16 protein-coding genes are annotated in these 14,667 nt (G+C 31.6%); 13 read left to right on the top strand and 3 right to left on the bottom strand.

Annotated elements, in window-relative coordinates; genetic code table 11:
- Positions 1–37: 37 nt before the first annotated feature.
- Positions 38–952: a YihY/virulence factor BrkB family protein gene (locus BZARG_RS03700; protein ID WP_008635634.1), complete on the top strand. Its 915-nt coding sequence runs from the start codon at positions 38–40 to the stop codon at positions 950–952.
- Between the two features lie 97 nt (positions 953–1,049).
- Here BZARG_RS03700 and BZARG_RS03705 read toward each other — a convergent pair whose 3' ends face one another.
- The gene (locus BZARG_RS03705) at positions 1,050–1,235 is read right to left on the bottom strand and encodes a CsbD family protein (protein ID WP_008635682.1); all 186 of its coding nucleotides are present in this window, start codon (positions 1,233–1,235) and stop codon (positions 1,050–1,052) included.
- Positions 1,236–1,735: 500 nt separating this feature from the next.
- Here BZARG_RS03705 and BZARG_RS03710 point away from each other — a divergent pair, with 500 nt between their 5' ends.
- From BZARG_RS03710 to BZARG_RS03745, 8 genes are all read left to right on the top strand, one after another.
- Positions 1,736–2,767, top strand: a complete 1,032-nt coding sequence (locus tag BZARG_RS03710) for an AI-2E family transporter (RefSeq protein WP_008635501.1) — start codon at positions 1,736–1,738, stop codon at positions 2,765–2,767.
- 741 nt (positions 2,768–3,508) lie between these two features.
- Positions 3,509–4,114: a nitroreductase family protein gene (locus BZARG_RS03715; RefSeq protein ID WP_008635424.1), complete on the top strand. Its 606-nt coding sequence runs from the start codon at positions 3,509–3,511 to the stop codon at positions 4,112–4,114.
- A 26-nt stretch (positions 4,115–4,140) separates the two neighbouring features.
- Positions 4,141–4,782, top strand: a complete 642-nt coding sequence (locus BZARG_RS03720; protein ID WP_008635642.1) for an NADPH-dependent F420 reductase — start codon at positions 4,141–4,143, stop codon at positions 4,780–4,782.
- 229 nt (positions 4,783–5,011) lie between these two features.
- A complete protein-coding gene (locus BZARG_RS03725) occupies positions 5,012–5,554 on the top strand; it encodes a helix-turn-helix domain-containing protein (RefSeq protein ID WP_008635407.1) in 543 nt (180 codons plus the stop codon).
- 21 nt (positions 5,555–5,575) lie between these two features.
- Positions 5,576–6,022, top strand: a complete 447-nt coding sequence (locus BZARG_RS03730) for a response regulator (RefSeq protein ID WP_008635474.1) — start codon at positions 5,576–5,578, stop codon at positions 6,020–6,022.
- Positions 6,023–6,027: 5 nt separating this feature from the next.
- Complete coding sequence (locus tag BZARG_RS03735; protein ID WP_008635740.1) at positions 6,028–8,622, top strand: ATP-binding protein; 2,595 nt, start codon at positions 6,028–6,030, stop codon at positions 8,620–8,622.
- Positions 8,623–8,881: 259 nt separating this feature from the next.
- Complete coding sequence (locus BZARG_RS03740; protein WP_040287979.1) at positions 8,882–9,907, top strand: helix-turn-helix transcriptional regulator; 1,026 nt, start codon at positions 8,882–8,884, stop codon at positions 9,905–9,907.
- A 453-nt stretch (positions 9,908–10,360) separates the two neighbouring features.
- Positions 10,361–10,873 carry a pyridoxamine 5'-phosphate oxidase family protein gene (locus tag BZARG_RS03745; protein ID WP_008635679.1) on the top strand — a complete coding sequence of 171 codons (513 nt, stop codon included), beginning with the start codon at positions 10,361–10,363 and terminating at the stop codon, positions 10,871–10,873.
- A gap of 108 nt (positions 10,874–10,981) precedes the next feature.
- On the opposite strand, the gene BZARG_RS15845 is transcribed toward BZARG_RS03745, so the two are convergent.
- Both BZARG_RS15845 and BZARG_RS03750 read right to left on the bottom strand, forming a co-directional pair.
- Positions 10,982–11,134, bottom strand: coding sequence for a hypothetical protein (locus BZARG_RS15845; protein WP_008635685.1), 153 nt, complete (start codon positions 11,132–11,134; stop codon positions 10,982–10,984).
- 11 nt (positions 11,135–11,145) lie between these two features.
- On the bottom strand, positions 11,146–12,510 hold the full coding sequence (locus tag BZARG_RS03750) for an NAD-dependent succinate-semialdehyde dehydrogenase (RefSeq protein ID WP_008635370.1): 1,365 nt from the start codon (positions 12,508–12,510) through the stop codon (positions 11,146–11,148).
- Between the two features lie 193 nt (positions 12,511–12,703).
- Here BZARG_RS03750 and BZARG_RS03755 point away from each other — a divergent pair, with 193 nt between their 5' ends.
- The 4 genes from BZARG_RS03755 (at position 12,704) to BZARG_RS03770 (ending at position 14,557) form a co-directional block, all read left to right on the top strand.
- Positions 12,704–13,033 (top strand): YtxH domain-containing protein, encoded by a 330-nt coding sequence (locus BZARG_RS03755; RefSeq protein ID WP_008635369.1) that lies wholly within the window; start codon positions 12,704–12,706, stop codon positions 13,031–13,033.
- Positions 13,034–13,039: 6 nt separating this feature from the next.
- Entirely contained in the window at positions 13,040–13,396 is a 357-nt protein-coding gene (locus BZARG_RS03760; RefSeq protein WP_040287996.1) for a hypothetical protein, read from the top strand.
- Between the two features lie 57 nt (positions 13,397–13,453).
- Positions 13,454–13,663, top strand: a complete 210-nt coding sequence (locus tag BZARG_RS03765) for a hypothetical protein (protein WP_008635574.1) — start codon at positions 13,454–13,456, stop codon at positions 13,661–13,663.
- Between the two features lie 444 nt (positions 13,664–14,107).
- Positions 14,108–14,557 (top strand): ferritin-like domain-containing protein, encoded by a 450-nt coding sequence (locus BZARG_RS03770; protein ID WP_008635464.1) that lies wholly within the window; start codon positions 14,108–14,110, stop codon positions 14,555–14,557.
- Positions 14,558–14,667: the final 110 nt, after the last annotated feature.

The following is a 14,667-nucleotide window of genomic DNA, read 5'->3' on the forward strand; positions in this document are numbered from 1 at the left end:
TACTAACCATTATTATCATCCATTTAATATTAATATAATGACTCCAGTTGAAACCGAATCCTTTAAATTAAAACACCTGCCATCTTTAATTGTAGAAACTTATAAAGCATGGGATGCTAACGATCCGTTTCGTTTAAGTGCTGTTGTAGCTTATTATGCCGTTTTATCATTACCAGGGCTTTTGGTGATTATTATAAATTTAGTCGGTTATTTTTGGGGTGTAGAAATTGTACAAGGACAGTTAACTAACGAAATCTCTAGTGCTTTAGGTAGCGATGCTGCCGATTCTATACAGAGTATGATGATTGAAACACAAAATTCTGAAAAAAGTACGATGGCAACCATATTAGGTATTGGAACCTTGATATTTGGTGCAACAGGAGTTTTCTATCACTTGCAATTGTCTCTTAATCAAATATGGAAAATAAGTCCAGAAAACGGTATGAGCTTTGGAAAAATGCTTTTGGATCGAGCCCGTAGTTTTGCATTTATTTTAGCCATGGGATTTTTAATGCTTGTAAGTTTTCTGGTGACTGCTATAATTTCTGTTTTAAAGGATTATATTCAAAGTTTATTGCCCGATATGGTGGTTTATATCGCTTTTATATTCGACTTCCTGGTGTCTATAGGAATTGTGACATTGCTTTTTGCTCTTATATTTAAATTTTTACCAGACGCCAAAATTAGATGGAAAACAGTTTGGATAGGAGCTTTTATTACAGCACTTTTATTTGTACTTGGTAAGTTTCTATTGGGGCTTTATTTTGGACAAGCTAATCCAGGGTCCACCTATGGTGCGGCTGGAACCATTGTCCTTATTTTACTTTGGGTATCGTACTCCTGTTTGATTTTATTTTTTGGAGCACAATTTACATGGGTTTATGCCGAGCGTTATGGGTTAGGAATAAAATCGAGTTATAATACGGAATCGTCTTTAGATTCCAAGGAATAATTAGAGTTTACATCTAAATTTTAACCTAAAAAATATCCCTAAAATATTAATTTTAGGGATATTCTCATAAATGGTTTAAGCCGTTAATTGCTTAAGACTACCATTCATTAATTTCTTTTTCAATTTCTTCACGTTTCTTTCCCGTCTTTTCTTGAAGTTTTCCGATCATTTCATCAAACTTTCCTTCAGAATACTTTAAATCGTCATCTGTAAGTTTACCATATTTTTGTTTGAACTCACCTTTAACTTGTTTCCATTTTCCTTCTAATTGATCCTTGTTCATAATTTTAAAAATTAAGTTAATACTCTGTTTGTTTCTATTCATAAAGGTATCGTATAAGATGGTTGCTTCTGAACTCATTTGAATAAAATATTGAGCCAATAAATATTTGAGGGCTCTAGCAATGATGCTCAATTTTTATTGGATTGTGTTAATACAATTCAATTTAATACCGCAAATTTGAACTTAATTTAGTTCACAGACTTTAGAATACTATAAAATAAGAAGTATGGGTAAACCAAGTATTAAGTAAGAAAATCAATATATAGCCTTGCGATATAGAGTTTGCAGGAAATAAAAATCTGCTGCAATTACTCATTCACCAAATTCTGGGGATAGCAACAGTTAAAAAAAATCTTACGAGAATTGGCCTAAAAAGGAATTATACAATCAAAACCAAAACGAAGTAATTGATGAACGTTCCAAAATAAATAAATCTGAATTAACTCACGCATTACGTAATAATTAAAACTTATATTTAACCAACAATCAATCTATAATAAATGAAAATAATCCCGCCAAAAGTCATACGTCAGATATTCTTACTATTACTAATTTTATTAGTTTGTATTTTAATTTTCCGAGAAATGATTCCCTATTTGTCAGGCGTTTTGGGAGCCATTACTATATATGTGCTTTTACGGAAAACAATGGGTAAACTAGTTAAAAGAGGCTGGAATCCAAATTTGGCTGCAGTATTTTTAATGCTCGGTTCTTTCTTTGTTATTTTAGTACCATTAGCTGGAACAGCTTTAATGCTCGGTAATAAAATAAGTAAGGCGGTAGAAAATCCAGAGCGGATAACAAAAATTCTTAAATCTCAATTAACTGAAATAGAAAGCAAATTTGGTTTTGAGTTTACTTCGCAAATAGATGCTTCTGCTGTTTCTGGATGGCTCTCTGAAAACTTACAAAATTTTGCGGGTGGTACTTTCAATACAATTATAGGTGTTTCCATTATGTATTTTATGTTATTCTATATGTTTACGAACAGGAGGCAGTTACGCGAATCTTTAATGGATTATATTCCTATTAATCGAAACGATTTAAAAACTTTAGGTAAGGAAATGAATAGCATGGTTCGCGCTAATGCTATTGGAATCCCGTTAGTGGCAATTGCTCAAGGTATTATTGCATTAGTTGGTTTTTTAATTTTTGGTATTGAAGCACCATTTTTTTGGGCTGTAATTATAACCATAGGTTCTATGGTTCCTTTTGTAGGTAGTATGCTAGGAATAATACCTGTTTTTATTATTGCCATGGCAGCTGGCGATACATTTGCAGCATGGGGTATTTTGCTTTATGGTTTAATAGTAGTGGGTTCTACTGATAATTTAATTCGTTTACTTGTGCTTCGCAGATTAGATGATGTGCACCCATTAATCACCTTAATAGGAGTTATAATAGGTATTCCATTATTTGGATTTATAGGTTTAATATTTGGACCTTTATTGTTGAGTTTAGCTATAGTAATTATTCGTATTTATAAAGACGAGTATGCTAGTAATAAAGATGAACTTGAGGAAGGTGTTTAAAATCTAATAGAGCTTTTTATATGTGCAAATAAATGGTTTGTAGTTCCTTCGTAATTAAATGAATTAAAATATATAGAGAGTGATGCGATAAATCTTTTAAGTGAAAAATAATATGCGAAGTGACTTTATGATTGTCAATTTGTGGTTTTAGCTTGGTTAAACTTTTATCTTAAATGCTGCCTTGAATGCTTGCGTTTTAAGCGGATATTTTAAATTCTATGCCCTAATCAAAAATCATTTAGCATGTTCTTAATTATAAAACAAACCATTTTTAGCGCTAACAAATGCATTTATTATTATAAGTATTGTTGCCCTAAAATTTAGTTTTGGCCATAAACGATTGCCTGTTTTTCTTTGTAAAAAATGAACCTAAAACAATAAGTAAATTAGCTTTCCACAATTATCTGCCGCACAATCTAGACATGAAATCATTATAAATTCTTAAAATTATAGTCAGTAACGATTTCTATTTCATTATTAAAGGACGTCTTTTAATGAGGAAACATAAAAATATTTGTAAATAGCAGGATGGCAAAAAAAAAAGTTTTAAATATGAATAGGCTTTTAAGACCTAAAAAACTTTGTAATTAAAATTGTTAAAGCGCTCTTAAAGTTTTTATTAACGCCATAAATCATATATAATAAATGTTTATTGCATTAATATTTTTGGGTTTAAAGTTAAGTAATGCGTTATTTAAAATTTAACTTGGTCACAATATAAAAAGACACAATCTACGTGCTATGGAAACCCAAAATAAAATACAATTAGAAAATATAGCAGAAACTGATTTTGAAATATTTGCCCTTTTAAAGCAACGCTACAGCCCTCGAGTTTTTAAGAGTGAAGAAATTAAAGGTCGTCATTTAAAACAGCTTTTTGAAGCCGCTCGTTGGTCAGCAAGCTCCAATAACTATCAACCTTGGCGTTTTATTTATGCCGAAAAAGGGACTGAAGCTTTTCAGAAAATTTTTAACTGTTTAAGCGATTTTAATAAGTCATGGGCAGATAATGCGCCACTTTTAATGTTGGCAGCTTACAAAGAAAATACTAGTGACGGAAAAGAAAATTTTCACGCTTTACACGATTTGGGATTATGTTTAGGTGCTATGACGGTTCAAGCTCAATATGTGGGAATTGGTATGCATCATATGGCAGGAGTAAATTGGAAAAAAGCTCATGAAGATTTCAAGGTTCCCAAAGGTTATCATGTGTCAACTGCAATTGCTTTGGGTTATTATGGAGGTGATTTGGATGATTTGCCTAACGATCTTAAAAAGCAAGAAACTGGTAAGCGCGAACGCAAACCGCAAGAAGATTTTGCATTTAAAGGTGATTGGCTACACTAAAAACCGAATTAAAAATGAAATAGATTATGAAGATAGGAATAATAGGAAGCGGAAATATAGGAGGGAGTTTAGGGAAACATTGGGCAAAAGCCGGTCATGAGGTACTATTTAGTTCCAGGAACCCTGAAAATTTAAATACATTAGTAAGAGAAGCGGGAGGAGACGCTAAAGCGGTTAGTATTATAAAAGCATTTGAAGCAAATGCTGATGTATATTTATTAGCAATGCCATTTGAAGCTATTAATGATTTAGCTGATATATATGCTAGTCATTATGCTGATAAGATAATTATTGATGCCACAAATCCGTGTCCAGAGCGCGATGGCGAAATAGCTAAAGATGTTCGCGATGCTAATTACAATGCAACGGAATACACCGCTATGAAATTTAATTCAGCAAGTACAATAAAAGCCTTTAACACTATTAAGGCAGAAGATTTAAGAAATCAAGCTTTTAAAGAAACCGATAAATTAGCCATACCTTTTGCAGCGCAGGATGAAGAAAGTAAATTGGTAGGTAGACAATTAATACATGATATCGGATTTGCTCCACTATATATAGGGAGTTTGAGTGATACAGATATAATGGACCCTGATCAGGCTATTTATGGTAAGTCCTTAAATCGAGAAGATTTACAGTATATTGTAAATGCTACGCGTTCCGTATAAATAAATTGAAATTACAGCATGAGAGATAATTTATTTATCTCTTTTTTTTTGCTTGAAATTCGAGGTGCTTTGACTCGAAAAACATGTTAACTGTTTTTAATATATTAGCTAAATAAATAGCTGTACAACCCAAGCCTGTTATAAAATATCAACTTAATCATGTTATTTATTACTTTAAAAAAGATATCTTTAAGCTTTTTATACTTATAACTAAACTGATTGATTATCAATGAAACTTTTTGTTAAATACGATTATGATTTGGTATGTAAAACGGTTTTGAAAGAGCAGCTCGATGCTTTAAATATTTCACATACACACACAACTCAAGGTGAAGTTAAAATTCATGATACTATAAATGAAACAACTCGGGAACAATTAGTGGCAGCTCTAGGGCGTTATGGCATTCAAATTTTATCAAATCCTAAAGAAACATTAGTGGAGCGCATTAAAAATACGATTAATGATTTACTAAATAATAAAGATTTACGAACCGTAAAAGTTTCTAGTTATTTATCGGATACCTTGCTATATTCGTATGCGCATTTATCGACAGTTTTTTCAGAAAGTACATATACATCTATAGAAAATTATATGATTCTGAAAAAAGTAGATCTCGTAAAAGAACGTATATGTAATAGTGATTTAACGTTAACGGAAATAGCTTATCAATTGGATTATAGTAGTGTGGCTCATTTATCTGGACAGTTTAAAAAAACGACAGGTTTAACGCCAAGCAGTTTCCAAAAAATCATGAAAAATAAAAATATATAATTCTATAAAAATTATAATTAGATGAGCGAAATGCTTTTAAATATTGTTTTGGCAGATGATGATGAGGATGATAGAATGTTATTCAGTGAAGCCATCGACGAAATTCAAATTCGTACCAAATTATCGCTTTTTAATCATGGGCAGGAGCTTATGGATTATTTGAATTTACCAAATGTAGTGTTGCCAAGTCTTATTTTTTTGGATTTAAACATGCCTATAAAAAATGGTCAGCAATGTTTAATTGAAATTCGTAGTAATCCTAGATTAAAGGATCTATGTGTTGCTATATATTCCACATCATCTTCAGAGAAAGATATTGAAGATACTTTTTTAAATGGGGCAAATATTTATGTGAATAAGCCCAATAACTTTGGTAAATTGCGGGAAGTGGTAGAGAAAGTTTTACAGCTTAATTGGCAATATCATACCTCCAATTTAAATAAAGAAACCTTTCTTTTCCGTATTTAATTTTTATGGACTTTAAGCGCGTATATACATCTTCTAAAACTTATTATATATTAACTATAGTTGCTTTTGCTATTTTGGCTTTTACAATTACGATAGCCTATAAGCAGGTTCTTCGTATGCAGAGTTCAGCGGAAATGGTTTCGCATTCACTGCATGTGTACAATGGTATAAGTCTTTTAACAGCGCATTTTACACAAGCAGACTCTGAAGAATTACGAGATGAGCTTTTAAAGCCAGGCGATAGTAATTTGGCTTTCGAAACTTATAGAGAAGAAGGCCGTGTAAGTATAGATAGTTTGCAACTTTTAATTAGTGATAATCCATCGCAAATTGAACGATTGGACAGGATTAAAGTATTATTAGATGATTTATATGAGCAGCTTCAGGATTTAAATGATGTTGATTATGAAGCTGATAATACAATCTTACAATATAGAGGTGCCCAGAAAACTGTAATTAGTATTACATTATATCAACTACGAAGCATTAAAGAAAAGATGATTGTTGAGGAGCAACGCCTCATGGAGCAACGTAAAAAAGCCTATGCATCTAATAAAACATTAGCACCCAAAATTTTATTGTTTTTAGCTTTTATTGCTTTAATGGTATTTGTCCTTTCTTTTATAAGGATTTATAGAAATAAAGCACGCATTCGCGAATCTGAAAATTTCTTAAAAAGTGTCTTAGCCACTACGGATAACGTGGTTAATTATTATGAGCCAATTTTTAATGAGAAAAATGAAATAATAGATTTTAAAGTGGTTTTTGCTAATGAATGTAATCGAGATTATTTTGGTTTAGAGCCGGATAAGATGCTTGGAAGAAGTGTTATAAAATTGTTTCCGCACCTAAAGGGAAGCGTTGATTTTGAGAAACTAAAAACAAGTTATTTGAATAGCGAAAAAGTAAAATTCGATAGTAAAATAACCATGAATGATTCTGTAATGTGGTTTCATTCTTTTGTAACACCGTTATCAGAAGGTGTTTTAATTACGGCAAGAAACTCATCCGTAGAAGAAGAGGCTAAGAATATTCAGTTAAATTTAAAAAAGCGATTAGAAAATCAGAACTTAAAACTATTAGATAGCCGAGCCTTATTAGCTAACATTTTTAAAAGTATTTCTCACGTTGTTATGCATTTTAAAAGTATAAGAAATACTGAAGGTGCAATTGTCGATTTCCAAATTTTATTTGTAAACGATCGTATTAATCCTATTACAGGACAAATACCAGAAGAAATTAAAAATAAAAATGTTTCAGAGATTTATCCAGATATTTTTGAAAACGGTGTTTTTGAGCATCTGGTAAATACCATAGAAGTTAATAAGCATACAGAGTATGAAGTGCCTTTCGAAAAAAACAGCAAGACACATTGGTTCAATGCAACAGCTATAAAGCTGGGAGATGGAGTAACTGTTACAATTAGAGAAACAACTGGAGAAAAAGAAAAGTCGGATGAATTAAGAAAACTAAATGACCAATTGGTCATTAGAAACTCCATATTAACGGATGCTGAAAGTATAGCCAAAATTGGTAGCTTTTTATGGTATATGGATTCAGATACGACTGAAATATCTGAAAATTTTTACCGTTTGCTTGGTTATGAACCCAATGAATTTAAATCTTCACTAAAAAAATTCAGAGACTTTATTCATCAAGATGATTTAGCACTTTATGATTTAAAAGCGGAGGCATACTTTAAGGGGGAAACTTCCGAAGAATACACCTATCGTATTATGACCAAAACAGGTGCTGTTAAATATGTTAAAACCAATGGACAGTTTTTAAATAGAAACGGTAAACAAGTTATGATTGGAGTTGTTCAAGATGTAACACAAAGTATTCATGCGGCAGAAGAGATAAGGAAAAGTAATTTAGATTTAAAACAGAGTAATGCCGAGCTGGAATCATTTAATCGCGTGGCGAGTCATGATTTACAAGAACCATTGCGTAAAATTCAATTATTTATTTCTAGAATCGAAGACGTAGATGGCGGAACCTTTAGTGTTAAAAGCCAAAATTATTTTGAAAAAGTTAAAAATGGTGCTGAACGTATGCAGGGGCTTATACAAAACTTGCTATCGTACTCTAGAATTGATAATAGTAAAACAGATTTAGAACTTATTGATTTAAATCACGTATTAGATAAGGTTAAGGATGATTTGGTTGCATCCATTAATGATACGGGAGCAGAAATAACTTCAGATAAACTTCCAAATATTAATGGCGTTTTCTTCCAAATGGAGCAGTTATTTGCTAATCTAATTGCTAATGCTTTAAAATATAAGAATGCTGCCACTAGTCCACAAATTCAAATACAAGTTCAAAAGGTAGCTGGCACCGATTTACCGGATCACTTATTAAGTACAAGTAAGCAATATCATAAAATTACATTTATAGATAATGGAATTGGTTTCGATTCTAAACACGCCAACAAAATATTTGAAGTCTTTCAACGACTCCATCAAAAAACAGAGTACTCCGGCACCGGAATTGGTTTGGCTATTTGTAAAAAGATAGTAGAAAACCATAATGGCTTTATTTTTGCCACTGGTGAGCTAGGTAAAGGAGCACAGTTTATAATTTATCTACCAGCGTAAAATTGTCTCTTAAATTTATTTTACCACAATTATTTAAAATACTTAATTTTATTAAGGTCTTGTTGTATTTTTTTAATATACTGAAAATCAACTGTTATGCAGTGAAATAAGAAAGTTGTATAACACAATACCAAAATTGTATAACAGAAAAGGTCCTGAGTGTAAATATCTTTACATCATCATTAGCAACACATTTATTATTGTGTTGTTGAAATGAGAAAAACTAAAGATTAATTTACTAACTCAAAATACGACCCTTATGAAAACTGCATATTTAGAAGCTAAGACGATGAAAGCCACTTTCCAACAGCTTAAATTAACATTTGGAGGCGATTTGACGGTTAACTATAAAGAGTTTATATTAAAAGTAGATAGCGATTTTGGAAAAGGCGTAATTAAAGGTGTTCCTTTACAAGACGGTATTTCATATTTAGAGTTTAACATGGTTTTTAGTCATGATTTAGTATTGTCTATCAATACGCCTGATAAAAACCCTATCTATTTTACGTATTGCTCTAAAGGGCAATTAGGCCATAGTTTTGGACAAACTGGAGAGAAACGAATTCTGGAAAGTTTCCAAACTGGTATATTAACTAGTCGCAAGGCAGAAGCGAACATATTATATTTTAAAAAGAATGTGCCGTTAAATACAACACTAATTTCAGTTCAAACTTCAGGAACAAGTCAGTCGGATTCTAACGGATTAAAAGCTGAACTACGGGAAACATTTTTTGCAAACAGCACGGCAGATAACTTTGTATACATCGGATCTCATAATTTAAAAATTTCAGAGAAAATTGAACAATTAAACGCAATTACTCAAGAAGGTTTAGTTAGAAGTTTATTAGTTCAAGGATTAGTACATGTTATACTAGCATTGGAAATTCAGCAACATTCAGATGATTTAAATAATAGAAAAGAAAATACGGGTTCCCTTACAGTTACAGAAATGGAAACCTTAAAAGAAGTTTCTCGTTTTGTTAATGATAATTCTGAGTCGCAAATAACTATAACACAATTATATAATCAATTTGGTTTATCGCCTTCAAAATTGCAGGAAGGATTTAAACTAATGCATGGTCATACGGTTACAGAGTATATAAGAGAGGTTCGAATTAAAAAAGCGGAAGTTCTTTTAAAAAGAACTGATATGAATATTTCGGAAGTTGTTTATACCATCGGTTTAACAAGTCGAAGTTATTTTTCTAAAATCTTTAAGGAAAAGTATAACTGTAGTCCAAAAGATTACAAATTTGCACAAAGAGATATGGCAATTTCAGCTTAATCTGTTAGAAGCATTAAGTCATTTTAGTGTTTACGTGCGCGTGGTCTGATTCTTTAGATTAAGTTATTTGAATACATTTTAATTTAAAAACTTCTAAATTATGATACGCAATTATGAAAGTTGTATTAAAGCTTGTCAGCAGTGCTTCATTGACTGTCAACATTGTTTAACGCAGATGTCGCCAATGGAAAGTCATAACAGTTGTCCAAATTGTTGCGCGCAATGTATAGATGCCTGTTTAATTGCTGTAAAGTTCATGATTTCGGACAGTCCTTTTGTAAAAGAATATTGCCTTTTGTGTGCTGAAGTTTGCGAATGGTGTGCAAAGGAGTGTCAGCAACACAATCATGAGCATTGTCAAATTTGTGCAGCATCATGTTTAGTTTGTGCAGAAGCTTGCCGCAAACTTGCGGCTTAACATTCACTTTATTTTTAACGATTAACTCTTACATTATGAGCACTAGAAACTATAACAAAGATACCGACGGATTAGAAAAAATAAGAGCACTTATTGATGAGCCAAAAATAGTTATGTTGGCAACTCAACTTAATAAAACCCCATTTTCAGTTTGTCCTATGACATTACAGCAAATGGATGCTCAAGGAGACTTATGGTTTTTTTCATCGAGAACAAGTGGTCATTTTAGTGACATACAAGAAGATAATCGCGTTCAAATTATTTATACAGATGAAGTAAAAAATAAGTATTTATCTATTTATGGACATGCTACTCATATTGTAGATCAGAAAAAAATAGATGAATTGTGGAATCCTGCATTAAACACTTGGTTTGAAGGAAAAGAGGATGCCAATTTAGCCTTACTAAATATTAATATGGAAAATGCCTACTATTGGGACACGAGTCAGAATAAGTTAGTTTCATTTTTCAAAATTGTGGACGGATCTATTACGGATAATACGCCCGATTTAGGAGAAAAAGGTAACATAAATATGCAAAACCATTAATAGCAAATTTTTAGATATAAATTAGAAGTAAAAAGCTCAACATTTAGTTGAGCTTTTTTATTTTAATTAATTTACAAAAGAAATAAGTTCTTTTTGTTTTTAGGAAGATTAAAACCATTCAAAATAAATCCCTGAAATTGCAACAGCCGCAATTAATATTACAAGTGCAGATATAACAAATGTGGTCGTAAATGTTGTTTTTTTATCATCTTGAAATAGATAATCTTCTCTATCGGAATTTTCATCTTTTATTACTGGCATAATTTTTAGTTTTAAAGGTTAATATATACTGTTTTCTTATTTACAAATTCATGTATTCCTTCTTCGGAAAGTTCTCGTCCAAAACCAGAAGCTTTAGTGCCGCCAAAAGGTAGTCTTGGATCGGATTTTACTATATCATTTATAAAAAATGCACCATCTGGAATACGACCAATTTGTAGTTTGGCAGCTTCGGTATCTTGAGTAAAAATCATGCTACCTAAACCAAATTTAGAATTCGTAGCCATTTCATAAGCTTCATCAGCATTTTTCACTTTAATTATTGCGGCTACAGGTCCAAATGTTTCATCATCAAAAACTGGCATTCCTGGTTTAACACCCGTAATTATTGTAGGCTCAAAATATGTTTTATCCATTTTGTTGCCCATTAAGACTTTTGCTCCTTTTTTCACGGAGTCGTCAACTTGTTTTTTTAGTGTTTCGGCCAGGTCTTCACGTGCTAAAACTGTTAATTCGGTGTCTAGTTTTAAAGGGTCGCCTATTTTAATGGCTGAAACTTTGTTTTTAAATTTTTCTAAAAATGTATCGTAAATAGATTCTTCTACAATAAAACGTTTGGCAGCAATACAACTTTGTCCAGTGTTTTGCATTCTAGCATTTACCATGATGTCCATATAGGAATCTAAATCGGCATCTGCTAAAACGATACAGGCGTTATTTCCACCTAATTCTAATACCGTTTTCTTAAGGTTTTTTCCAGCTAATGCGGCAATATGTCTGCCCGCTTTTTCACTTCCTGTTAAGGAAACGGCTTGTATGCGATTGTCTGCAATTAAATTTTCTATTTGGGCATGATCTACAACCAAGGTTTGAAAGCAACCTTTAGGAAATCCACTTTCTTTAAACAACTCTTCTATTATTAAGGCGCAACCTGTTACATTTGCAGCATGCTTTAATAAAACGGTATTACCAGCTGCTATTGTAGGAACTGCAAAGCGTATTACTTGCCAAAAAGGATAATTCCAAGGCATAATACCTAAAATACAACCTAATGGATCATAGCTTATAAAGCTTTCAGAAGCATCTGTAGTAATAATTTCGTCAGCTAGAAAATCTTCAGCATTTTTAACGTAAAAATCAGTTAGTAAAGCACATTTTTCAATTTCTGCTATACTTTGAGAAATAGGTTTCCCCATTTCTTTAGACATTAGCTCACTATAGTGTTGCTTATTCTTTATAAGGTTATCTGCTAGTTGTTTAAAAAGGTCGGTGCGTTCAGAAATCTCTGTTGTTTTCCATTCATGAAATGTTTCTTCTGCACGGTTTATATAGTCCTCTAACGTAGCATCAGAAAACTGCTTGTAACTTTCTAAAGAGGCTCCGGTGTAAGGATTTATGGTTTTAATTATTTTGGACATAGTTATCATATTAATTAAGATATGAAGATAGTTTTTTAAGAGCATGAAGCTTAATCTATTTCATAAAAGAATTAACGCAATAGATGAAATTGTTTTAAGTCAATATTTAATTGATTAGCGTCAATACAGACGCTTCATTGTCATCATCTTTGTTGTATAGAAACAAATAGTTTAATTAAAAACAATATATATTATGAATAATAGCGGAAGTACAGCATTAGGCGTTTTAGCCGGAGCAACAATTGGAGCAGTTTTAGGAATATTATTTGCACCAGATAAAGGAAGTGTAACAAGACAACGTATTTCAGACGAAGCTGAATCGCAAAAAGCAAAAATGGCATCTTCTGCTTCGGAATTACGTGATCGTGTTGTAGCAACAGTAAGTGCAGAGAAGCATACATTGGAAGATAGAGTTGAATCTATTGTATCTGATGTAAGTTATAAAGCGGATGATGTAATTACTACTTTAGAAGCAAAACTTAAAGATTTAAAAGATAAGAATAAGAAATTGCAAAAATCATAAATGCTTATGAATGTTTTTGAATCCATAGGAGAAAAAACAGATAGAGCTGGAGATATTGGTGAGAAGTATATTAAAAGTTCTCACCAATATTTTAAACTTAAATTATTTCAGCAATTAACCTTTACGGTTAGTATGATAGCTAAATTATGGGCTGTTGGTACATTTGTTGTGTTAGGAGTAATTTTTGGATCTGTTGCTGGGGCTATTAGTTTAGGTGAATTATTAGAAGATTTAGCACTTGGTTATTTAGCGGTTGCAGGAATATTCTTTGTAATTGGTTTATTAATTTATGCGACTCGAAACTCCATAAATAAATATATTATTAGAAAAATTGGCTCAAAATTTTTCGCGGAAGACGAGTAATAATCGATAATTTAAAAATACTTTTTTAGAGTATATTTTTGATTTAAACACTACTATATGAAACCATCTTATACAAATTTTAACGACCTTGAAACCGATTTAAAACGGTTGAATTTAGAGCGTAGAATAGCTTGGGAAGAAATAAAACTACTGAAAACCGAATTTAAAGACGACTTAACGCCTTATAATTGGATAGAACCTATTATAAAGAAGGCAAGTAAATATGGTGTTTTTATGCTGGTTCGCAAAATGTTTACTAAACACTAATTATAAGTGCCCCGTGTAGCTAAACTCTAATAAATTACAATTATTTCAAATTATCATGAGCAATCATGATATACAACCCAGTTAACCAATTGCAAAGTTTAAACTAATTAACTGATTCTGCACCTTGATTAAAAGTGGCGAAAAGCTTAAAACAAACTAATTAACTGTAGGATAACGTGTCTTCATTTTTTGTAATTAGCTGCTATGAGTTTTCCTTAAACTGAAAAACAGCTTTAATAGAATCTTATCAGGATTACATGAAATTATATTTTTAATATTTTGGTTACTGATGATAACAGATTAATTAATCTGTTTTTTTTGCGTTAATTTTAAATCTATTAGGGTTAACCAAGAGTCTTTTCTTAAGGTATCTTTATAATATAATTGGATGTAAAGTAGCAAGCATCTCAAAACAAATTGCTAAAAATTAAAATACATTATATTATGAATCCATATACAAAAGAAGTAGGAAACAAGCTTAACGCATTATTAGAAAAAAATTATGATGCGGAAAAAGGTTATAAAAAAGCAGCGGAACATACTGAAAATACATCTTTAAAAAATCATTTTAATCGTAAGGCTGCAGAGCGCTATGATTTTGGACATCAGTTAAAATCTGAAATTAAAAATTTCGGACAAGAGCCGGACAAAGGTGGTAGTGTAACAGGTACTGCGCATAGAGCTTGGATGGATGTAAAAGCTGTTTTTTCTTCAGATAACGCCGAGTCTATGCTTGAAGAAGCAATTCGCGGAGAAAAAGCTTCAGTTGAAGAGTATAACGAAGTTCTTAACGAAACAAGTTTGCCGGCTTCAACCAGAGATTTAGTGATGAAGCAGAAGAACACAATTTCTCAAGAGTTGAATACGATTAAGAGATTAGAAGATTTACAATAATCTTTAAATGCACTACTAAAAAGGGACGCTTTTAATTAAGCTCCCTTTTTGCATATCTAATTTTTATTGGTTTAAAATTCACGTTTAACGGGGAATTCTATCTTAAAAAC

The sequence above is a fragment of the Bizionia argentinensis JUB59 genome (assembly GCF_000224335.1).
Classification (GTDB): Bacteria; Bacteroidota; Bacteroidia; order Flavobacteriales; family Flavobacteriaceae; genus Algorimicrobium; species Algorimicrobium argentinense.